We start from the raw sequence: 24,773 nt of genomic DNA, 5'->3' as shown, positions 1-24,773 counted from the left end.
AACGTGTCTGAGCTAACCGATCCTCCCGATGACATCGCGATCATCGGCATGGCTTGCCGCTTTCCCGGCGCGGGCGATTACGAAGCGTTCTGGCGCGCGCAACGCGATGGCCGGTTTTGCGTGGACGAAGTGCCGGCCGACCGCTGGCGCTGGCAGCAGTATTATTCCACCCGGCGCGAGGACGAGAACAAGACCATCAGCAAATGGGGCGGCTTCATGGCCGACATCGACCAGTTCGACGCCGCGCTGTTCCGCATCTCGCCGCGCGAAGCGGAATTGATGGACCCGCAGCAGCGCATCATGCTGGAACTGGCGTGGTCGTGTTTCGAGGACGCGGGCTATGCGCCCGCCAGCCTGCGCGGCAGCGATACCGGTGTCTATCTGGGCGTGTGCAATTTCGACTACAAGATGCAGGTCGAACGGGCGCCGGCCGCCATCGAAGCCCACATGTCCACCGGCGTGCACACCACGCTGATTCCCAACCGCGTGTCGTACGAATTCGACCTGCGTGGCCCCAGCATCCCGTTCGATACCGCCTGTTCCAGCTCGCTGGTGGCGTTGGCCGAAGCCGTGCATGCGCTGCGGCGCGGCGATTGCGGTGCGGCGCTGGTGGGTGGCGTGAGCGTGCTGCTCAATCCCACCCATTTCATCTCGTTCTCCAAGGCCGGCATGCTGTCGCCGCGCGGTGTGTGCCGCTCCTTCGACGAAGGCGCGGACGGCTACGTGCGCGGCGAAGGCGCTGGCCTGATCATGCTCAAGCCGTTGCGCCAGGCGCTGCGCGACGGCGACAAGGTGTATGGCCTGGTGAAGGGCGTGGCCGTCAACCATGGCGGCAAGGTGGCTACCGTCACATCCCCGAATCCGTTCGCCCAGGCGCGCTGCGTGGAAATGGCGCTGCGCGATGCGGCACTGTCTCCCGCCGCCATTGGCTACATCGAAGCCCACGGCACCGGCACGCCCAAGGGAGATCCGATCGAGATGAATGCGCTGATCCGCGCCTACGCCAGTCAGGCAAGGGCGCAAGGCGTGGAACTGGCTGCGCGCTCGTGCGCGGTCGGCAGCGTGAAGACCAGCATCGGACATTTGGAGGCGGCGGCCGGCATTGCCGGCATCATCAAGGTGCTGCTGGCGATGAAGCACGGCCACCTGCCGCCGCTGCTGCACTTCACCCGCGCCAATCCGCGCATCAAGCTCGATGGCTCGCCTTTCCACTTTCTCGAGCAGGGGCAGGACTGGGCGCCGGGACCCGATGGCGCGCGGCGCGCTGGCGTGAGCAGTTTCGGCTTTGGCGGCGTCAATGCCCACGTGGTGCTGGAGGGTTTCGAAGATCCGCCGGTGCGAGAGGCACAGCAGACCGATGCCCCGCTGCTGTTCGTTCTGTCGGCAAAGAACCGCGACAGCCTGGCGCGGTACGCCGGATCGCTGGCGAGGTATGTGAACGGACCGCGCGAACGGACCTGGGACCGGCCGTTTTCGCTGGCCGCGCTGGCCCATACCCTGCACCTGCGCGAACCACTCGAAGAGCGACTGGCCTTCGAGGCGCAGGATGCGGAGACGCTTTGCCGCGCATTGAACGCGTTTGCCGCCGGCCAGCTGGAGCCTGGTGCTTTGCACGGCAATACGAGGGCAGGCGCGGGCGATTCGGTCGGCGCTCCGAAGGTCGGCGACCCGGTTGCCAGCGACCGGCTGGCCGGCAACCAGGCGGCCAGTGACACGGCAGTCGGCGGCCCGGCGGTTGGCGCTTCGGTGAATGGCGCACCCACGGCGGATGAATTGGCCGACTGCCTGCGCTCACGCGACCATGCAAGGCTGGCACGGTGGTGGGTAGCAGGGGTGCCGATCTCGGACTGGTCGCTGTACTTCGCAGACGGCGTACCAGCCAGGCTGACGTTGCCCGGCTATGAATTTACGCGCAGACGCTACTGGTTCGAGGAAGCAAAGGATGAAAAGGTTGGAAAAGCGGGCCAGGCATGGCTGCATCCGCTGCTGCACAGCGTTGCATCGACCGGTAACGGCGCCTGTTTCGACGCCGAATTCGATGGCGCGGAATTCTTTTTCAACGACCACCGGGTCCGTGGCGACAAGGTGCTGCCTGGCGTAGCCAGCCTGGAAATGGTGCGCGCTGCGCTGCGGCAGGCGATGCCGGAGCTGGTAACCGGCGGGTTGCAGTTGTCCGGCGTGGTGTGGTCGCGGCCCGTGGTGGCCGGCGCCGCACCGGTCAAGGTGCAACTGGCGCTGGTGCAGCAACCGGACGCAGTGGATTGGAACGTGCGCTCCGGTGCAGCAGATGGCGCGCTGATTCACAGCCAGGGCAAGGCGACGGCGCTGACCTGGACCGTTCCGGCAGTGGATCTGGCAGCAGTCCGCGCACGCCTGGCTGGCGGCGAGCGCAGTGTGGACGCGCACTACGCCATGTTTGCCGCCATGGGCATCGACTATGGGCCGGCGCACCGGTCAATCATCGCGCTGCATGCCGATGCCCATGGCGAGGTGCTAGCCAGGGTGCGCGTGGTCGATGCGGCCGGCGCTGCCGGTCTTGTCCTGCACCCGGGGTTGATGGATGGCGCATTGCAGGCAAGCCTTGCAGGGTTTGCCGGCGCCGGTACGCAAGCGCTGGTGCCGTTTGCGCTGGACCGGTTGCTGCTGCCGGCCGCCACGGTGTTGGCGGCCGCTCCGCCGTTGCAGTTGTGGGCGTGGGTGCGGCCTGGGGCGGGCAAAGAGGGCAGCGACCGCGCGCCGCAGTCGTTCGACATCGACTTGTGCGACGACGAAGGACAGGTATTTGCCGCCTTGCGCGGCCTGTCCCTGCGCGTGTTGGCTGGTGAGCAGGCTCCGGCGCCTGGCGGCTTGCTGATGCTCACGCCGGGCTGGCGCGACGATGATGCCGCAGCCTTGCCGCCGCAGGACTGGTCGGGCCATCGCATCTGGCTGGCGGGCTTCGAGAATGCCGGCCTGGCCGCAGAACTTGGCGCGCTGCTGCCGGGCGCCCGCACGGTGAGCGCGCTGGTCGATGGCGAAGGCACGACGCTGTCTGCGGACTACCGCAACACCGCCGTGACGCTGTTCGAGCAGGTACGCGCCGCCATGCGAGCAGCGGCGGCAACGCCAAGGCGCCAGTTGCTGCAACTGCTGGTGCCCGACGACGGACCGCACCAACTGCTGGCCGGGTTGGCAGGCCTGCTCAAGACGGCGCAGCTGGAAAATCCCCAGTGCGTGACGCAGGTGCTGCGCATCGGTGGCGCGGTTACGGCGGGCATGCTGCGCGACCAGGTGCTGGCCTGTGCCGCGCGGCCGGAGACTGTGTTGTTCTGCTGCGTGGGCACACAGCGCATGGCCGCAGTGCTGACCGAACTGCCGGTACCGGGGGCGATTCCATCTACGCCATGGAAGGAGGGCGGCGTATACCTGATCACCGGCGGCGCTGGTGCGCTGGGACTGATCTTCGCCCGCGAAATCGCCGCCCGTCTGCAACACGCCACCCTGGTGCTTGCCGGTCGCACCGCCAGGTCAGCATCGGAGTTCGACGCGCTGCGGCGCGAAGGCGTGGTGGTGGAATACCATGCGCTCGACCTGGCAGATGCCGATGCCGTGCACGCGCTGGTGGATGGCATCCACCGCCGCCACGGCGCCCTGAACGGCATACTGCACTGCGCTGGCCAGGTGCGCGACAACTACATTGTCCGCAAGGACGGTAGCGATTTCCCCAGCGTGCTGGCGCCCAAGGTCGATGGCGTGGTCCATCTCGACGCCGCTACGCGTAGCCGGCCGCTCGACCTGTTCGTGCTGTTCTCCTCGATTGCTGGTGCGCTGGGTAATGCCGGCCAGGCCGACTACGCCGCCGCCAACGGCTTCCTGGACCGATACGCGGCGTGGCGCAGCAATGGTCACGGCGTGACCGTCTCCATCAACTGGCCGTTGTGGCAGGACGGCGGCATGAGCATCGACGCTGTCACTGCACGCATGCTGGACCAGCGCCTGGGCATGCGACCGCTGCACACCGCCAGCGGCATCGAGGCGTTTTACCGGGCGGTGGCAAGCGGCCAGTCGCAGGTGCTGGTGATGGAAGGCGACCTGGCACGCATGCGCGACAGGCTGATCGCGCCTGCTGTCAACATCGTCACCACCGGGTCGCGCCGGGGTGCGGATAGCGTCGGCAGTGTAGCGGCGGCGCTGGTCACGATCGCGGCTGACCTGCTCAAGCTTGATGCGGCCGATCTCGATACTCGTACCCAGTTGAGCGAATATGGCTTCGATTCGATCGCGTACACGGGTCTGGCCAATCGCATCAGCGAGCGATACGGCATCGAGCTGTCGCCGGCGATGTTCTTCGACTACCCCACCATTGCCGGCATCGCGGGTTACCTGGTGGCGCAGTATCCGCAGGCGTTTGCGGTGGCGGAAGCTGAATCAGCATCAACACCGGAACCGGCGCCGGCACCGGCTTCGGCGCAAGCCCAAGCCCACGCCGTCCACGAGACAATTGGCGTGACGGCCACTCCTGCGCATGGTTCCGAACCGATCGCCATCGTTGGCATGAGCGGCAGCTTCCCGATGGCGCCCGACCTGGCAACGTTCTGGCGCAACCTGGAACAGGGCCGTGACTGCATCACCGAGATCCCCGCGCAGCGCTGGGACTGGCAAGCGATCTACGCCGATCCGGCGGAACACCCCAACTGCTCCGACATCAAGTGGGGCGGCTTTATCGATGACGTGGATGTTTTCGATCCGCTGTTCTTCGGCATTTCGCCGCGCGAAGCGCTGAGCATGGACCCGCAACAGCGGCTGTTGATGACGCACGCGTGGCAAGCGATCGAAGATGCGGGCTATGCACCATCGGGCCTGGCGGGATCGTGCACCGGCATTTTCGTGGGCACGGCCAGCACTGGCTACGACAGCGTGCTGGCGCGCGCCGGACTGCCGGTCGAAGGCTTTAGCGCCACCGGCGTGGTGCCGTCGGTAGGGCCGAATCGCATGAGCTACCTGCTCAACGTCACCGGCCCCAGCGAACCCGTTGAAACCGCGTGTTCATCGTCGCTGGTGGCCATCCACCGCGCGGTGCAGGCGATGCAAGCAGGTGACTGCGAGCAGGCCATTGTCGGCGGCGTCAACACCATCGTTGCACCGCATCTGCATGTCAGCTTCAACAAGGCCGGCATGCTGGCTCCCGACGGCCGCTGCAAGACCTTTTCCAGCGCCGCCAACGGCTATGTGCGCGGCGAAGGCGCGGGCATGCTGTTCCTGAAAAAGCTCGGTGCGGCGCAAGCTGATGGCGACCATATTTATGGCGTGATCCGGGGCAGCGCCGAGAACCACGGCGGTCGCGCCAATTCGCTCACGTCGCCCAATTCGCTGTCGCAGGCGCAGGTGATGACCAAGGCATGGCAGCGCGCCGGTATCGATATGGATACCGCGACCTACCTGGAAGCGCACGGCACCGGCACGCCGCTGGGTGACCCCGTCGAGATCAACGGCATCAAGGCCGCGTTCGAGGCACGGGGACCGGCCGCGCCGTGCGCGATCGCATCGGTGAAGACCAATATCGGCCACCTGGAACTGGCGGCCGGCGTGGCAGGTGTGATCAAGGTGCTGCTACAGTTCCGCCACCAGCGTATCGCTCCCAGCCTGCACTGCGATACCGTCAATTCGTTGATTGACTTGGCCCACACCCGCTTCCATATTCCGCGCCAGGCGCAGGCATGGGAAACCCCGCCGGGCGCCGATGGCCGGCCGTTGGCGCGCCGCGCCGGGGTTAGCTCATTCGGTTTTGGCGGTGTGAATGCGCACGTGGTACTGGAGGAATATCCGGCGCCGCCAGCCGCCGCCATCGCATTGAATGCACCTGTACTGGTGCCGCTGTCGGCCCGTACGCCCGCGGCCTTGCGTCGCTACGTCCAGTCGCTGCTCGACTGGATCACTGTCGAACCGGGCGTGTCGCTGCCATCGCTGGCCTACACCTTGCAAGTGGGGCGCGATCCGTTCGACGAGCGGCTGGGGTTCGCGGTGCAGTCGCTGGCCGAGCTGGAACGGGGCCTGCGCGATTTCCTCGACGGCGGGGGACAGTCCGGCGCCTTTGTCCAGGGGCAGGTGGGCCGCAACCGGGAGGCGCTGGGCAGCTATGTCGATGACGATGATCTGCAGGCAACCATGGCGCTGTGGCTGGACAAGGGCAAGGTCGCGCAATTTCTCGGCATGTGGGTCAAGGGCGTGCATTTTGACTGGAACCGCTTGTATCGACACTTGGCGGCAGACCGGCGCCCGCGCCGCATCAGCGCGCCGACATATCCGTTCGAGCGTGAGCGGCTGTGGCCTGCGCGGGCTACGGCGGTGGGCGTAGCGATGGAAGTCCCACAGTTGGGAGCGAATTCGTTTCTGTCGTCGCCGGATGAGCCGCAGACGCACGCGCGAGTACAGCCGCCGCAGCTGCTGCCCGCAGCCGGCGCCTTGCGCGGAAAACCGGACAACGTTGCGCTGGCCGCCCTGGCGAGCTCCGATTTCTGTGCGTACCGCCTTCCTCCGTCTTCCAAGCCCACCGTAACGCTACCGGCGCTGCCAGCCGCCAAGGTGGAGGCAGCGACTGATACAGAGGTGGAAGTGGAAGCGGTGCCCGCCACTACCGGGCTTGCAATCGATGTGGTCGATCACGGCGATGGCATCTACGCCCTCGATATGCGCGCCTGTCCGCCGCAGTGGAACGCGGCTCTGGTGGATGCACTGCGCCGCGCCATGCTGCTGGTGGCGGAAAGGCCCGATCTGAAAGCGGTACTGCTGCACGGCGAATCGCGCTTCCTGCCGGTCGATGGTGACGAAGCGTTCATTTCACAAGGCGCGGCGCTGCTGCCGTTCGATTGCCCGGCGCCGGTGATTGCCGTGGTCGAGGGCGATGCCGAGGGCCTGGCCTGGCTGTTTGCGTCGCTGTGCGACTTCATGCTGTGCGCCGAGGATGGACGTTATCGCTACGCTGCGCGCGGCACGCCAGCGGAAGCTGCGCTGTTCGCGGCACGCTGGCGCCTGGGGGACGGTGCAGCCTGCGTGCTGACCGATACCGCCCGCAGCGGACGCGAACTGCGCGAATCGGGCTTGGGACTGACCGTTTTGCCGGCGCATGAGTTGAAGGCAGCAGCATTGACGCTGGCCCGGCAACTGGCGGCGGCGCCGGCCGTGTCGCTGGCGCTGCTCAAGCAGCACATGGCGCAGGAACTGCGGGCGCTGGCGGCTGGCTTGGCGGCCGGCTGGCACGATGGTTTCAAGCGCGCCCGAGGCGACGCATTCTCCGTGGCAGCGCCAATGCCATCGGCATGGAATGCGCTGCTTGGCGATACCGCTGCAACAACTGGCAAAATGCCTGCAATGCCTGCAATGCCCGCGATACGTGACGGCGTACGGACTATCGACATAGACTCCCACGTCGTCCGGCTCGACATCGACGCCCAGGGCGTGGCCGTGCTGACCATGTGCGACCAGCTCAGCCGCAATGGCTTTACCAGCCTGCTGGTAGCCGGCGTTTCGCACGCGTTTGCGGCGGTGGCCGCCGAGCCGCAAGCCAGGGTGCTGGTCATCACCGGCGACGGCAGTTATTTTTCCAGCGGCGGCACGCGCGAAAGCCTGCTGGACATCCAGTCCGGCCGCGCCAGGTTCACCGACATCGATATCTACAGCCTGCCGGCCACGCTGAGCATTCCCGTCGTCGCGGCGATGCAGGGCCATGGGGTGGGTGCCGGCTGGGCGCTGGGCATGTTTTGCGACCTGGTGGTGTGCAGCGAACAGCATACGTACCGCAGCCCCTATATGCGGTACGGCTTCACGCCGGGCGCTGGCGCCACGCTGGCCTTCCCCGACAAATTCGGCATCGACATCGCACGTGAGATCCTGTTTGGCGCGCGCCAGTACACGGGCGCCGAATTGCGCGACCGTGGTACACCATGCGAGGTGGTGTCTGCCGCCAGCGTGCTGCCGCACGCATTGTCTCTGGCCACGCAGCTGGCGCGCCAAGACCGTGCCGCGCTGGCAGCGGCCAAGCGCGCTTCGATAGCCCATATCTCTGCACGCCTCACGCAGGTGCTGGCGCAGGAGCAGGCCATGCACGAGCAATGCTTCGTGGGCAGCAGCGAGGTTCTGTCCCTGATCGAACGGCACTTCGGCGAAGGGGCGCAAGCAGAGGAGTCGCCGATGGCGCGGCCGCCGCACGGAGCTCCAGTCAACGGCGGTGGCGATCTGTTGCCGGAACTGGCCGCCATGCTGGCTGCCGAATTGTTCATGCAGGCGGGCGAGATAGGCCTGGACCAGAAGTTCATCGACATCGGGCTCGATTCGATCACTGGCGTCAACTGGGTCCGCAAGATCAACGGCCGCTATGGTCTGAACCTCAACGCTACCGCCATTTATCGCCATCCGACCTTGCGTGAGTTCGCGGCGTGCCTGTGCGAGCAGGGTGTGGGCCAGGTTTCCGCAGCGCCGCCGGACGCCATGCCTGCGCCGACGCCGACTCCACAGCCCGCGCCTGTCATGCTGTGCACTGTGCGTGCCGAACCGGCGCTGCAAGTAGCGCCGCAGCTCGAGCTGCGCACATCGCCACCACCGAAAATCGCTGTCATCGGCATGGCAGGCCAGTTCCCCATGGCGCGCGACCTGGCGCAGTTCTGGGACAACCTTGCCCAGGGGCGCGACTGCATCAGCGAGATTCCGGCCGACCGCTGGCGCATCGCCGACCATGTCGATACCGACCGCCAGCAACCGGGCAAAAGCTATTCACGGTGGATGGGCTGCCTGGACGACGTTGCCATGTTCGACCCGCTGTTCTTCGGCATCTCGCCGCGCGAGGCCGAGTGGATGGACCCGCAGCAGCGGCTGTTCCTGCAAAATGCCTGGCATTGCGTGGAGGATGCCGGCTACGGACCGGCGGCGCTGGCCGGTAGCCGCTGTGGCGTGTTCGTCGGGTGCACCGCCGGCGACTATAGCCAGGAGATAGTCCGCTGCGACCTCAACGCGCAAAACTTCATGGGCCGCGCCACGTCAATACTCGCGTCGCGCATTGCCTACCTGCTGGATCTGCAGGGACCGTGCGTGTCGATCGACACCGCCTGCTCATCGTCGCTGGTGGCGATGGCAGCGGCTTGCGACAGCCTGGCATCCGGCGCCTGCGACATGGCGATTGCCGGCGGCGTGTGCGCGCTGGCCGGTCCCGACATGCACATCATGACCAGCAAGGCCGGCATGCTGTCGCCCGACGGCCGCTGCTACACCTTCGACCAGCGCGCCAACGGCTTCGTGCCGGGCGAGGGCGTGGGCGCGCTGATGCTCAAGCGCCTGGACGATGCGCTGCGCGACGGCGACCAGGTTCACGGCGTAATAGGCGGCTGGGGCGTCAACCAGGATGGCAAGACCAATGGCATGACCGCTCCTAATCCGCAATCCCAGGCGCGCCTGGCACAGGATGTGTACCGCAAGTTCGATATCGACCCGGACACCATCGAGCTGGTGGAGGCCCACGGCACCGGCACCGCACTCGGTGATCCGATCGAAGTCGAGGGACTGAAAGAGGCGTTTGGCGCCTTCACTGCGCGCACCGGCTTTTGCGCGCTCGGTTCGGTCAAGAGCAATATCGGCCATACGCTGGCGGCGGCCGGGGTGGCGGGCGCCATCAAGCTGCTGCTGGCGCTGCGCCATGGTATCAAGCCGGCCACCCTGCACGTGGAACAGGTCAACCCGCACATCGACCTGGCGGCATCGCCATTCTTCATCAACCGCAGTGCGCAGCCCTGGACGCAGACGCCGGGGAAAGCGCGGCGCGCGGCCGTCAGTTCGTTCGGTTTCAGTGGCACCAATGCGCACCTGGTAATAGAAGAAGCGCCTTTGCGGGCGCCAGTGCAGTCATCCAGCGGGCCACACGCCATCGTGTTGTCGGCGCGCCAGCGCGCGCGCTTGCCGGTAATGGCCCAGCGGTTGCGCGATTTCCTCGACCTTCCCGCAGCGGCGGCCATCAATCTGGCCGACCTGGCCTGGACCTTGCAGGTCGGGCGCGAAGCGATGGCTTACCGCGCGGCGTTCGAGGTACGCAGCATGGCCGAATTGCGCAAGGCGCTGGCCGGCCTGGCACAGGGTGCCGAAGCAATGTCTCCGTTGCCGCCGCTACTCGCTGGCTGGGTGGCCGGCCAGCATGTGGACTGGCCGGCGCAGTATCCGCAGGACGCGGCCCGGCCACGCCGTGTGAGCCTGCCCGGTTATCCATTCGAGCTGGCGCGCTACTGGCTGCCGCCAGCCGTCAGCCATGCCGGCAGCCTGCAGGCGCAGGCTCCCATGCTGCATCCGCTGCTGCATCAGAACACCTCGACCCTGGCGGCGGGCCACCGTTACAGCTCACACTTTACCGGGCAGGAATTCTTCTTCACTCAACACGTGATCATGGGCCGCAAGGTGCTGCCCGGCGTCGGCCACCTCGAGATGGTGCGTGCAGCCGTGCGCGAAGCGTGCGGCGTGGAGGCAGACACCAGTTGCCTGCAGATCAAGAACGTGGTGTGGATGCGGCCGGTGGCCTGTCACGATGGCGACGATCCCGCCCAGCGCACGGTAATCCATATCGGCCTCAAATACGATGACGGTGGCGATATCGCTTTCACCATCTTCAGCGGCGGCGAACGCGCGGACCGGCCGCTGGTGGTACACAGCCAGGGCGTGGCGATGCGGCATGCAGTGAACGTGATTCCATCGGTGGACCTGGCGACCTTGCGTGCGCAATGTGACCATGCCACCATCCCCGCCTGCCATCACTTTGACGCCATGCGGTTGCGCGGCGCCGACCTGGGGGCTGGCTTCCGTGGCATCAGCGAATACCACCTTGGCGCTACGCCGGATGGCATGCCGCAGGCACTGGCCCATATATTCATTCCCGAGGGACTGTCCGACGCGGTGGACCGCTTCGTACTGCACCCGACCGCGATGGATGCCGCCGTCCACACCGCGCCGCCGTTGATGGCCGGCTGGGAAGATGCCAGCCGCATTCCGTTGGCGCTGCCGTTCGCGCTGGAGGAGCTCGAGGTGCTGGGCAGCTGCCAGGAGGAGATGTGGGCACTGGCGCGGCCCGCGCGCGGCGCGGCGCCGGGCGCCCTCAAATACGATATCGACCTGTGCGACGACGCCGGCATGATTTGCGTGCGCTTCAAGGGTTTCTCGTTCAAGGTGGTGGAGCAGGGGCCGCAGAGTGCTGCTAGGCCCGAGGCGCCAGCAATCCTGCTGTCGCAGCCGGTATGGACCGCCGGCCACCACGGCCGGCGTAACGCGGCGCACGATCGCCGGCTGGTGGTCATGTGCGGCATGGGGCCGGCCGCTGACTGGGGCCATCGCTTTCGTGACGCCGAAATCCACGCCATCGACATCGGCGTGGGCAATCGCCGCCATGCTGACGTTGCGGACCAAGCGCTGGCCCTGGTGCGCGCCCAACTGCAGGAACGCCGGCATCATTCCGGTTCCAGCTCCGGCCGCGTGCTGATCCAGTTCGTGGCGGCGGATCCGCTGCTGGCAATGCTGGCGGGCCTGGCGCGGGTGCTGGCGCGCGAACACTTGCAGGTGGCGGCGCAGGTGGTGCTGGTCGATGCCACCGGCAGCGATATCGCCAGCCAGGTGAACGCCAGCACGCAGCATGCGGACGACGCGGAGGACGTGCTGGTACGCCACACCGCCGGGATGGTCGAGATGCGGCAATGGCAGCCGGTTCCGGAAAGCCACCAGCCACCCAGCTTGCCGTGGCGCGAGGGCGGCGTCTATCTGCTGACCGGCGGCACCGGCGCACTGGCCACGCTGTTCGCCCGCGAGATATTGGGGTGCTTGCGGCATGTTACGCTGGTGCTGGCCGGGCGCTCCGCACTTGACGAGGAGCTGTCAGCGCGGCTGGATGCGTTGGCGCGCAGCGCGATTTATCCCGGTGGCGCGCGCATCGATTACTTTTGCGCCGACCTGGCGCAAGCTGATAGTGTCGATGCCCTGGCCGACGCCATCCGCGCGCGTCATGGGCGTCTCGACGGTGTGCTGCATTGCGCCGGCGTGGTGCGCGACAACTTCATCCCGGCCAAGACCGGGGCCGAATTGCAGGCGGTATTCGCTCCCAAGGTGACCGGCTTGCTCAATCTCGAACGTGCGTGCGCCGCGCTGGCGCCGGACTTCGTGGTGCTGTTTTCCTCGATCGCCTCGGCGCTGGGCAATGCCGGCCAGGCCGATTACGCGATGGCCAATGCCTTCCTCGGTGCGTACGCCGCCGGCCGTAATCCGCAGCGCCGTACCTTGGCCATCAACTGGCCTCTGTGGCGCGAAGGCGGCATGGCGCCCGATGCCGGGACCGAACGCTGGATGGCCGAGAACACGGGCCTGGTGCCGCTGCCAACCGCTGCCGGCATCGATGCCTTCTATCGCGCCTGGTCCAGCGGACTGGCGCAAGTGATGGTGCTGGCGGGCGACCCCGCCGCCATCGCACGCTTCATTCCCGGCCTGGCCGCACCTTCGGCGCCCTTCGCGCCGCCACCCATCGCGGAGCACATCGTCATGCAGTCAACCAGCAAAAGTCACGTGGACGCCGCGCGCCCAATAGAAGAAGTCACTGCGCTGCTGCGTCCCGTGGTGGGGCGCATCCTGAAGATGGCGCCGGGCCAGCTCGTCCTGGACAAGGAATTGAGCAGCTACGGCTTCGACTCGATCAGCCTGACCGAGTTGACCAACGAGCTCAATGCGCAGTTCAGGATCCCGGCGCGGCGCGCGCTCAACCCGACCATCTTCTTCGAGCATCCGACCATGCGCAGCCTGGCCGGCCACCTTGCTACGGAATATCCCGAGGTGGCGATAACCGGCACGTTGACGCCAGTTTCGAGTGCACCTGCGCTTGTGCCCACACCCGCAACTGTACCGGCAACTGCACCAGCACCAGCACCAGCGCGGGCATCCTTCGTGCCAGTAGCTGCGACAACCGCCGCTGCGACACAGTTGCCGCAGCTAACACCGGGTCTGCCGCGCTCGGACCGGCAACGCGAGCCGATCGCCGTGGTGGGCTTGAGCGGCCGCTTCCCGATGGCCAGCGACGCACGCGAATACTGGCGCAACCTGGCGGCAGGCCGCGACTGCATTGCCGAAGTACCGGCCGACCGCTGGAACTGGCGCGACTACTATGGCGATCCGGCAGCGGATGGTGACAAAACCGACGTGCGCTACGGCGGGTTTATCGAAGGCGTGGACGAATTCGATCCGCTGTTCTTCGGCATCTCTCCACGCGAAGCGTTGTACATGGACCCCATGCAGCGCCTGTTGATGCAGCATACCTGGCACGCCATCGAGGATGCCGGCTACAGCGCTAAAGCGCTATCGGGCACCCGCACCGCGATCTTCGTCGGCACGTCGGTGAGCGAGTACGGCATGCTGCTGCAAAAGGCCGGAGTGCCGTGCGACGCATTCCTGCCCACCGGGCGCAGCGCCTCGCTAGGCGCCAATCGCATGAGCTACCTGCTCAATATCTCCGGCCCCAGCGAGACCATCGACACGGCCTGCTCGTCGTCGCTGGTGGCGATCCACCGCGCAGTGATGGCGATCGACAGTGGCCAGGCCGACATGGCGCTGGTGGGTGGCGTCAATGTGCTGATCGCGCCGGACGGCCATATCAGCTTCCGCAAGGCCGGCATGCTGAGCGAAGATGGCCGTTGCAAGACTTTCTCCAGCACCGCCGACGGCTATGCGCGCGGCGAGGGCGCGGGCATGCTGTTCCTGAAAAAGCTCGCCGACGCCGAGCGCGATGGCGATCACATTTATGGACTGGTGCGCGGCAGCGGTGAAAATCACGGCGGCCGCGCCAACTCGCTCACTGCACCCAACCCCAAGGCACAAGCGGACTTGATCAAATCGGTGCACACCGAAGCAGGGATTGACCCGCGCACCGTCGGCTTCATCGAGGCGCACGGCACCGGCACGCCGCTGGGCGACCCGGTGGAGGTGAATGCGCTCAAGATGGCGTTCCGCGACCTGTACCAGGCCAGCGGCGACGCCACGGTGACAGCCGCCCACTGCGGCCTGGGTTCGGCCAAGAGCAATATCGGCCACCTGGAACTGGCCGCAGGCGTGGCCGGTGCCATCAAGGTACTGCTGCAGCTGAAGCACCGCACGCTGCCGAAAAGCCTGCACTCGGAGACCCTCAACCCGTACATCGACTTGCAGGGCACGCCGTTCCACGTGGTGCGCAAGACTGCGCACTGGCCGGCGCCGGTCGATGCCTCGGGACGCGTGGCGCCGCGCCGCGCCGGTGTCAGCTCCTTCGGCTTCGGCGGCGCCAATGCCCACGTGGTGTTCGAAGAGTATCTGCCAGCTGTCGAACCACAGGCGCTCGCACCCACCAGCCACGAGCGACTGATTGTGCTCTCGGCCCGCAGCGAGGACCGGCTGATCGAGGCTGCCAGGCAGTTGCTGGCCGTGGCCGACGACGATGCGCTCGATCTCGATGGCGTGGCCTACACCCTGCAAACGGGGCGCGAGACGTTCGATGAGCGGGTGGCGTTTGTGGCGACTTCGTTGCAGCAATTGCGCGAGCGGCTGGCCGCCTTTATCGCCGGTGAACAGGACGTTGAACGTTATCGCGGCAAGGTCGCCCTTGGCGACCAGGTGCTGGACCTGTTCAACGGCGACGAGTTGCGCGAGACGATCACGCGGTGGGTGGCGCGCCGGCAGTTCGGCAAGCTGCTCACGCTCTGGATCAAGGGCGTGGAGATCGACTGGCGCATGTTGTACGCACAGCCGCCACGCCGCGTCAGCCTGCCCGGTTACCCGTTTGCGCGGGAGCGGCACTGGCCGCAGTCTTACAACAGCAACAGCACCAGCACCAGCACTGCTTCGTCGCCCGCGCCCACGCCAGCACGCTCCATCCGCTTCGTGGCGAAGCACTGGTTGGCGCAACCTGCGGTGCCTGCCGACGTCATGGCATCGGGCCGGGCGCTGATACTCGCCACCGATGGCAGCATGGCGCTGGCGCGGTTGTTGGCGCAGCAGGTCGATGGCGTGATCGTCGATCCGGCGACCGGTCATGACGCCGGGGATACCTCGCTCGACACCATCACCGGCTTGATCGACCTGGCCGCCTGCGGCGACGACGCACCAGCTGCGCTGTCGCTGCTGCCCTGGTTGCGTCGCCTGGCCGCGCAGCGCGACCTGCGCCAGCCGGCGCTGCTGCTGGGCGTCACCATCGGCCTTGAGGCGCATGACAATGCGGCGATCCGGCTGGCCGGCGCCAACGGGGCGGGGCTGTATCGCATGCTGCAAAGCGAATATCCGTCGCTGCGCTCGCGCCACCTGGACCTCGATGCCCGCGACGATATCGCCGGACAGGCTCACCAGATCGCGGCCGAATGGCGCGCGGCAGGGGCGGCGCCGCAAGCATGCTATCGCCAGGGGCTGCGGTATGTGGCGGGACTGGCCGAAGTGACATTGCCAGCGTCCGCACCGTGGTCGTTCGATCCGGACACCGTGTTGTGGATCAGCGGTGGCACGCGCGGACTGGGCCTGCTGTGCGCGCGTCACTTCGTGGCACGCCATGGCGTACGCAAGCTGGTGCTGACGGGACGCGAAGCATTGCCGCCTATGGATCAATGGAGCGCGTGCATGGCGGATGCCTCCGTCAGCCCGGCCCTGGTTCGCAAGCTGGCGGCCTTGCAGGACCTGGTGGCGCAAGGAGTGCAAATCGAGGTGCTGGCGCTGGCCGGCACCGATGCGCGGCAAGTCGCCGATGCGGTGCTGCGGGTGACGGCGCAAATGGGCGCCATCGGTGGCGTGCTGCATTGCGCCGGCATCAACGACTTCAACAACCCCGCCTTTGTGCGCAAGAGCCCTGCCGATTTTACGGCCGTGCTGGAGCCGAAAGTGGCCGGCCTCGACGCGCTGCTGGCCGCCGTGCGCGGACAGCCGCTCAAGTTCTTCGTCTTGTTCTCGTCGGTGGCCGCCACGGTGCCGTCTCTGGCCGCAGGACAAAGCGATTACGCGTGTGCCAACTGCTATATGGACTACGTGGCACAGGCCCATGCCGGTGCGCTGCCATTGGTCAGCATCCAGTGGCCATCGTGGAAGGAGACCGGCATGGGCGAGGCCACCACCCGTGCTTACCGCGACACCGGCCTGTTGACGCTGACAGATGCCGAGGGCCTGCAACTGCTTGACGCGGTACTGGCCAGTGGCGCCGGCCCGGTGATCTTGCCAGCCGTGGTCGATGCCACATCTTGGGAGCCGGAGCGCTTGATGGAGCGCAGCCTGGCGGCCGCACCTGTCGTGAAGGCTGCCGCTGTCGCCAGCGGCGCCATTGCGGCTATATCTGCCCCCGCGCCGGCCGACCTGTCCAGTGCCACGCTGGACTGGCTGGCGGACCTGTTCGCCAAAGAGCTGATGGTAGCGGCGCACACGCTGGAGCGGGCCACACCGTTCCAGGACTACGGCGTCGATTCGATCATGCTCACCCAAATACTGCGCCGCGTAGACGGTGCGCTGGCGGCGCATGGCAACACGGCGCCGATGGACCCGTCGATCTTCTACGAGCATCCGACGCTGGCAGCATTTGCGGCTTACCTGGCGGCGCAGTATCCGGCTGCGCTGGCAGGCATGTTGGGTACCGCAACTCCGGGGCCAGCCACGCACACGCAGCAGGCCCTGGTTGCAATGCCCTTGGCTCCGGCAATCCCGACAACGCGGACAATGACAGCATCACCGGAAACGCCCATAACGCCAGCAATGCCGAAAGCGCCAGTCGCGCACGCAATGGCAGCAAATTTTACACCTCCTGCAAATGCGGCAACGCCTGTAAGTCCGGCATCCCGTCCGGCGTTACCAACCGAGTCACCAATCTCGGCCTCGGACAATGGCAGCGGCAGCAGCAGGGGTAACCAGAACGACATCGCCGTCGTCGGCATGTCGTGCTGCCTGCCCGGGGCCGACGATCTCGATGGATATTGGCGCCTGCTGTCCGAAGGCCGCTGCGTCATCGGCCCGGTGCCGGACCGGCGCTGGCAGGCGCCTTGCACCCGCTACGCGGGTCTGCTCTCGAATGTGACCGACTTCGATCCGGCCCACTTCCTGCTCGGTGAAGACGATGCCCGTGCCATGGACCCGCAAGCGCTGCTGTTGCTGGAACAGGCACTGGCAACCTTGTCCCACGCTGGCTACACCGCGCGCGAAGTGAAGGGCAGTGCGACCGGCGTGTATATCGGCGCACGCAGCCGCCATCAACCGGCAGCATCGGCACTGGCGCAGGCGCGCAATCCCATCGTCGCCGTCGGCCAGAACTACATGGCCGCCAACATCTCGCACTTCTTCGACTTGCAAGGTCCGAGCCTGGTACTCGATACCGCTTGCTCGTCGGCGCTGGTGGCGATGCAGATGGCGGTCCGCGCGCTGCAAGCAGGTGATATCGGCGCGGCCCTGGTCGGCGGCTCCAGCTTACTGGCCTCCGACGAAGCACACCGGTTGTTCGAAAGCCGCCAGTTGCTGCGCGAGGGCGGCGAGTTCCACCTGTTCGACGGGCGCGCTGCCGGTGTGGTGCCGGCAGAGGGCGTGGGCATGGTGATGCTGAAAACCGTGCAGCGCGCGTTGCAGGATGGCGACCGCATTCATGCCGTGGTCAAGAGCGTGGCGATCAACAACGACGGCCGCACCGCCGGTCCCGCCACCCCCAACCTGGCGGCACAAAAGGCGGTGATGCAGGCTGCGCTCGACAACAGCGGCGTACGCGCCGACCAGGTGGGCTATGTCCATGTCAACGGTTCCGGCAGCGAGGTGACCGACCTGCTCGAGATCAAGGCCACCCAGGCGGTGTACCGTCCCGCTGGTGGCGCCCCGTGCGAACTGGGCTCGATGGAGCCGAATATCGGCCATCCGCTGTGCGCCAAGGGTATCGCCGGCTTCATTGCGCTTGCGCTGATGCTGGACCACCGCCAGCGTGTGCCATTCCTGTCCGGCCAGCAGCCGATGCGGCACTTCGACCTCGAACAGTCGCCGTTCCGCTTCGGCCGCGCGGTGGAACCGTGGTCCGTCGCTGCGCCGCTCGCGGCGCTGAGCTGCTTTGCCGATGGCGGCACCAACGCCCACGTGATCATGGCGCCGTGGGAAGCGCCGGCAGGGCACGTTGTACGCCGCGCACCAGTGCCGATGCCGGCGCTGCAACGGCGCCGCTTGCATGGTACGGCGCCAGCCTGGCCGTTGGACGATTCCACCGGCCACCTGCGCCTCGACGCCCGGCACCCGGTAGTGCAGGGCCACCGCGCCTACGGCCAGAAACTGCTGCCCGGCCTGGCCTATATCGACATGCTGTTCCAGCACTTCGAGAAAATGGCCATTCCGCTGGCGCAGCTGGAGCTGCGCAACCTGTCGATTTACCAGCCGCTCACGGTGACGGCAGGCGCCGACGTGTTGTTCGACATTCGGTGCGAACAGCGCACCGACGGTCATTGGCAGGCGCACGTGGAGTCGGCCGGCGGTGGCGAGCCGAAACGCTACGCCATGGCCGAGATGCATCGCGTGGCGCCCGCCACTTTCGATACCATTCTGGACCTGGCGCAAGCACGCCGCGCGGCCACCACCAGCACGGATCTGGAGGAACTGTATGCGCAGTGCGCGCGCCAGGGTCTCGAGCACAGTGGCGTGATCAAGGCGGCAGGCGTGGTGCACGAGGGGTTGGAAGCTACTGTCATCGAGATCGCGGTGGGGCCGCAGGCACTGTCCGATGCTGCCGCCTTCCGCTTCCATCCTGCCCTGATCGATGGCGCCAGCGTAGGCGCGCAGCGCCTGTTTGCGGCCTTCTTCGAAGGCGAGGATCGCCTGATACTGCCGCTGTTCTACGAATCGTTCCGCGCCAGTGCGCCTTTGACCACCAATTGCGTCGCGCGTATCGACTCTACCGGCGTACGCCGCCGGAACGAGCTGCTGTACATGACCATCGAGTTCTTCGACACCGCCGGCGTCAAGGTCGCCGAGCTGCGCAACTACGCCTGCAAGCTGGTACGCGACGAGGGCGCGATCAACCCGCAGCGCAATATGGCGCAGCCGGTGCTGGCTGCGCAGTCGCAGGTCGGCACTGTTTCCGCTGCTGTCGTTACGGCTGCAGCCGCGGCAAACACCGCAGCCGTTGCAACCGTCGTCATCGGCCCGGCGGAAACGACAGTCGCAACCAAATCGATCGCCGCTGCTGCAACTGCCGACGATATGCGGGCGATCACCGCCAGTACCGCGGCAGAACACTACCTGGTAGAGCTAATGGCTGCCCGAATCGGCACGCCTGCCGACCGTATCGACACCTCCGTCGGCTACTACGAACTGGGGCTCGATTCGGCGCGCTTGCTGGACCTGGTGGGAGCACTGGAAAGGAGGCTGGGCGCCACGCTGGCGCCGACGCTGCTGTTCGAATACACCACCATTGCGGAGCTGGCGGCGTACCTGGCTGAAAAATATCCGCAGGCGTGGGATGGTCAGGTGCACGACGAAGCCGATGCCAGGGCGCCGGTTAATTCAACCGTATCAATCGCGCCCGAGTCCCTGAGTGCGCCGTCACGTCACAATACGCAGGTTGACGACATCGCCATCATCGGCATGGCCGGCCGCTATCCGGGCGCCTACAACCTGGAGCAGTTCTGGGACAATCTGCGCGCCGGCGTCGATAGCGTGACCGAGGTGCCGGCCTCGCGCTGGGAACGCGCGCGGATGGATGGCGTGACGTCGCCGTCGGGCAAACCGATGTCGCGCTGGGGGGGCTTTATCAACGATCCCGGCGCGTTCGATGCGCAGTTCTTCCGCGTCTCGCCGTGGGAGGCGAAGCTGCTCGACCCGCAGCAGCGCCAGTTCCTCGAGGTGTGCTGGGAGGCGATCGAAGATGCCGGCTACACGCCGAAGAACCTGGTCACGCCGCGTGGGCGCAACCAGCGGCGCCAGGTGGGCGTGTACGCGGGCGTGATGCATAACGATTATGCCCTCCTGAGCGCCGAAGCCAACGCGCGCGGTGAACCGATGCCGGTGTCGCTCAACTACGCGCAGATCGCCAACCGGGTATCGTACTTCTGTAACTTCCACGGTCCCAGCATGGCCATCGACACGGTGTGCTCGTCGTCGTTGATCGCGGTGCACATGGCGCTGGAAAGCCTGCGCAGCGGCGAATGCGAGGTGGCGCTGGCAGGCGGCGTCAATCTGTCGCTGCATCCGGTCAAGTACCTCACCTACGGGATGATGGACATGCACGCCAGCGACGGCCGCTGCCGCGCCTTCGGCAAGGGCGGCGATGGCTACGTGTCAGGCGAGGGCGTGGGCGCGGTTCTGCTCAAGCCCCTGCGCCACGCGGTGCGCGACAACGACCATATCTACGCTGTCATCAAGGGCAGCACGACCAACCACGTGGGCGCGGTCAGCGGCCTGACCGTACCCAGCCCCGTGGCGCAGGCGGACATGATCGAGCAGTGTTTGGAAAAGACCGGCATCCATCCGCGCACCATCAGTTACGTGGAGGCGCACGGCACCGGCACGTCGCTCGGCGACCCGATCGAAATCCAGGGATTGGTAAAAGCCTTTGGCCACTACACGGCAGACCGCCAGTACTGTGCCATCGGCTCGGTCAAGTCGAATATCGGCCACGCGGAATCGGCGGCCGGCATCAGCGGACTGGCCAAGGTGGCCCTGCAACTGCGGCACCGCACCCTGGTGCCGTCGCTGCATTCGACTGAACTCAATCCCTACCTGGACTTCACCAGTTCGCCGTTCCGGGTGCAGCACGTGTGCGAACCGTGGCGCCAGCCGGTGATGAGCCAGGACGGCCACGAGGTGGCGATACCGCGCCGCGCCGCCCTCAGTTCCTTCGGTGCATCCGGTTCGAATGCGCATCTGATTTTGGAGGAGTACGCCGCGCCAGTCGCGCCGCCGGCGTCCGCTTATCCTGCGCGCCCCGTGATCGTGCCGTTGTCGGCAAAGAAAGCGGATCGCCTGCAGGCCATGGCGGCGCGCCTGCTGGCATACCTGCGCCGGCACGGGGAGGGCTTGTCGCTGGCCGACCTGGCCTGGACCCTGCAAACGGGACGTGAAGCGATGGCCGAGCGGGTTGTCTTCGTGGCTGCCAATATCGAAGGATTATGCACGCAGCTTGAAGCTTTTAGCGGCGGTGCACCGCATGCCATGCGCGCCACCACGGCAAAGGGCAAACAGGCGTCAGCGCCTGCAGTGGAAGACCTCGAGCGCTGGATTGCTGCCGGCGACATGCAGCCGCTGGCGCGGGCCTGGCTCGATGGCGCAGCGATTGAATGGGACGTGGTGCACCGCCTGCAGTTCCCTGACTTGGCGCCGCGTCGGGTGAGCCTGCCGACATATCCGTTTGCGCGCGAGCGCCACTGGATCGACGTACCGGCGTCCGCTGCATCAGCTGCAACAGCTGCATCAGCTGTATCGACACCTCTGCCAGCTGCACATGCGAGTGCCGTCATAGCCGCGTCAGCGCCTGTAACGACACCCGCACCAGCGTCGGCTAGCGGGGGAGCTCCGGGATTGGCCTCGGCTTCGGATTCCGTATCTGCCAAGGCACCGGCATTCGCCGACACCGTGTACTTCACCACCGCGTGGCACGACTGTCCCGCAACAGGCACGGCAAAACCATGCAAGACCACCGTGTTCGCCATCGGTGCGCCAGCGCTCAACGCGCCGCAACTGGCGGGGCATGCTATCGACATCGTCCACCTGCCGACCAGCGACGATATTCCCGCCGATCTCGAACGTCACGCCACCGCGCTGCTGGCGTGGAGCCAGGAAGCCGCCCGCCAGCGCCGCGCCGAACCGGAACTGCTGCTGGTGTACGGGCCGCACACGGGTACCGACTATCCGCACCGTGGCCTGATGGGCGCCTTGCGCACCATTGCGCTGGAACTGCCGTTCATCCGCACCAGGCTGATCCTCGATGCTGCATTGGCGGTTGGTGACATGGCTTCCGCACAAGCCAACCTGCGCGCCGAGATCACTGCCGGCGATGGCTACACGGAAGTGGCATATCCGGCCGGGCGCCAGCGCCAGGTGCTGCGGCGCGAACTGCTGGACGCAGCACCAGCCGACGCGCAAGACGGCCGCACCAGCGCCGATCATCTGCGCCGCCAGGGCGTGTACCTGGTCACTGGCGGCCTGGGTGGACTGGGCCGGATGTTCGCTACCCACCTGGGAGCCGGCACGCAGGCGCGCTTCGTGCTGACTGGCCGTTCGTTGCTGGATGCGGCCCGTGAGGGGCAACTGGCTGCGCTGCGCAGCCAGGGCGTGCAGGCGGACTACATCGCCTGCGATACGGCGCAGCCGCAAGCGGCGCACGCGCTGGTGGCGCAGGTATTGGAGCGGTATGGCGCCTTGCACGGTGTGATCCACAGCGCCGGGGTGCTGGCCGACAGTTTCATTGCGCGCGCCACTGCCGCCGAGGTGCATGCGGTGCTGGATGCCAAGGCGGCCGCCATCGTCAACCTGGATCACGCCACCGCTAGCCTGGCGCTCGACTTCTTCGTGGCGTTTTCCTCGTCGGCGGCGTTCGGCAACCCGGGCCAGTTCGGCTATGCGACCGCCAACGCCTTCCTCGACAGCTTCGCTGGCCACCGCGCGGCGCTGGTGGCGCGCGGCGAGCGACGCGGTAAAACCGTGTCGATCAACTGGCCGCTGTGGCAGAACGGCGGCATGTCGGTGCAGCCTGCCTATGCGCAGCTGATGCGCGAGCAGTACGGCATCGTGCCGCTGCAGGAAGACGCCGGCATGGCGGCCCTAGGGGCGGCGCTCGCCTCGAATGGCCACCAGTTCGGCGTGTTCCAGGGGGAGCGCGCCCGCATTGCCGCCTTGCTGACGGCAGCTCCGCAACCTGCCGGGCAGATTGGTGCGCAGCGTACAGTTAGCGAAAAGAGCTCGCAAGATGCAGAGGACGCGGTACGCGCGGCCGTGGCGCAGGTGTTGGGTCTGGCGCCCGATACCGTGGATGCCGACGTCGATTTCGCTGACCATGGCATGGATTCGATCGGCGCCACCAGGATCGCCGCGCTGCTCAACGAGCAGTTGGGATTGACGCTGACCGGCCCGCTGTTCATGGAACTGAACTCGCCGCGCAAGCTGATCGGTTACCTGGCCGCGACCATGTCATCGACACAAGCAGCTACGCCAAAATTCGTCGCGCCCATGCCGATGCCGGAAGCGGAAGCGCAACCGCAACCGCAACCGCAACCGGGACCTGAGCCTGAGCCGGCACCTGCACCGCCACTGACAGCAAAACCTCGACCTGACCCGCAACCCATGACCAGCCATGCAGCGAAGCCGCGTGCCGCCATCATCGGCTACGACGTCCGGCTACCGGGCGCGCCGGATGCCGACACCTTCTGGCGCCAGGTGCAGGACAAGACCATCAGCATCGACGACAACGCGCACGACGCCTGGCGTGCGCGTGGCGTGGTGGCCGATGCCGATCCCGCCAGCATGCGCCACGCCGGACTGCTCACCGACATCGACAAGTTCGATGCCGCCTTCTGGGGCGTCGGCGCAGCGGCAGCGCGCGCCATGGACCCGCAACAGCGGCTGCTGATGCGCAGCATCTGGCAGTGCGTGGAACACGCCGGCATCGCCATGCGTGAACTGACCACCGGCCGCGTGGGCCTGTTCCTGGCGCTCGATGCGGTCGATTACCAGGCGCTGGCCCGCAACCTGGACATGGACGAGGGGACAGTGCAGCCACTCAGTCCCGGCATGATCGCCAACCAGGTTTCGTATTATTGTAATTTCACCGGCCCCAGCGAAGCGATCGACAACGCCTGCGCCAGCACTTATGTGGCATTGAAGCGCGCGGCGCAGGCGATGGCAGCGGGCGAGTGCGACACGGCGATCGTCGCCGGCGTTAAGATTCTGCTCGACCCGGCGGGCTTCCGCAGCCGCGACGAGGGGGAAATCCTCAGCCGCAGCGGGCGCATGTACCCGCTCGATGCCCGCGCCGACGGGTATGTGCGCGGCGAGGGCGTGGGCTGCGTGCTGCTCAAGCCCGAAGACCGGGCACTGGTCGAGGGCGACACCATCCACGCCGTGGTGGCCGGCGTGGGCGTGACGCACAACGGGCGTGGCGCGCTGTCACAGGTGGCGCCCAGCGTGGACGGCCAGTACCGCGCCATCCGTGAGGCGTATCGCGTGGCGGGCTTCGGCCCGGAGACGGTTTCCTACATCGAAGCGCATGGCACCTCCAACAGCTTCAGCGATGCGGCCGAACTGGCCGCCTTCAAGCAGTACTTCAAGGAGGCGCTCACGCCGCAAGCCTGGCGGCAGCACCGTTGTGCGGTCAGTTCCGTGAAAGCCAATATCGGCCACCTGGAAGGCGCCTCGGGTATCGCATCGCTGGTCAAGGCCCTGTGCTCGCTGCGCGATGGCCGCATCGCGCCGATCGCCACCTGGGCGTCGCTGCACCCGGCCATCCTGCTCGAGCAGTCGCCGTTCCACGTGCCGACCACGGTGGTGCCATGGGAACGGGGCGCGGCACCGCGCCGCGCAGGCCTGCATTCGATCGGCATCGGCGGCGTCAATGCCCACGTGCTGCTGGAGGAAGCGCCGTTGGCCACCACCCCGCGAGCCCGCGCGCCGCTGCCCCGGCAGCGCTTCGACGAGAAGTCGTTCTGGCTGACGGCGCCCGTCGATGAACCAGCGGCGGAAGATGTCTTTGCAAAGCTGTTCCACGAAACCTTCACGCAGGCGTCTGCCGATGGCTGGGAATCGCTGGTCGCATGAACCGGCAGCGCTGCTCAACTTCAATTCAA

At 66.7% G+C, this 24,773-nt stretch carries 1 protein-coding gene; it reads left to right on the top strand.

All coding sequences use genetic code 11. The annotated features are described in order from the left end of the window. Positions 1-3: 3 nt before the first annotated feature. Positions 4-24,744, top strand: a complete 24,741-nt coding sequence (locus ASF04_RS27735) for an SDR family NAD(P)-dependent oxidoreductase (RefSeq protein ID WP_056148585.1) — start codon at positions 4-6, stop codon at positions 24,742-24,744. Positions 24,745-24,773 lie beyond the last annotated feature (29 nt).

Source organism: Duganella sp. Leaf61 (assembly GCF_001421905.1).
GTDB lineage: Bacteria > Pseudomonadota > Gammaproteobacteria > Burkholderiales > Burkholderiaceae_D > Rugamonas > Rugamonas zoogloeoides.
The sequence above is the reverse complement of the archived record's forward strand: the minus strand, read 5'-3'. Positions and strand labels throughout refer to the sequence as shown.